At 43.8% G+C, this 427-nt stretch carries 2 protein-coding genes; both read left to right on the top strand.

Annotation, left to right across the window (positions count from 1 at the left end; genetic code table 11):
- Positions 1-6 precede the first annotated feature (6 nt).
- Positions 7-171 carry a SpoVA/SpoVAEb family sporulation membrane protein gene (locus RM445_RS32690; RefSeq protein ID WP_449619197.1) on the top strand — a complete coding sequence of 55 codons (165 nt, stop codon included), beginning with the start codon at positions 7-9 and terminating at the stop codon, positions 169-171.
- Between the two features lie 27 nt (positions 172-198).
- The coding region (locus tag RM445_RS32085) for a stage V sporulation protein AE (RefSeq protein ID WP_311560618.1) at positions 199-427 on the top strand (229 nt) is incomplete at its 3' end.

Here is a 427-nt window from a genome sequence, read left to right on the forward strand (position 1 = left end):
GTACCCATTACCAGTTTCGGTAATGCACTTGTTCACGGTACGGTTAAACATATGCAAGAAAATGGGATAGCAGGATTATTATCAGGCATGTTTTCAATCACAAGTGCAGGTATTACGGCGGCGATCGTATTTGCTTGTTTAACTGCCCTTATTTTTAAACCGAAAGGGTAACGATAGATGGATCACCAAAGAAGAAAAGTGATTGTCGTGACAGATGGAGATCAGGTTGCTCAAGAAGCTTTGGAACAAGTAGCTAAACGAATTCATGGACGCGTGATCTCCCTCTCTGCGGGTAACCCGACCCATCTTTCAGGACCTGAGCTTGTGAAACTGATCCATCGGGCGAAATACGATCCAGTTATCGTGATGTTTGATGACTGTGGAAATGCCAAGGAAGGATTTGGAGAAAGGGCATTACGATATGTAG

The sequence above is a fragment of the Pseudonocardia charpentierae genome, assembly GCF_031845345.1.
In the GTDB taxonomy this organism is placed as follows: Bacteria; Actinomycetota; Actinomycetes; order Mycobacteriales; family Pseudonocardiaceae; genus Pseudonocardia; species Pseudonocardia charpentierae.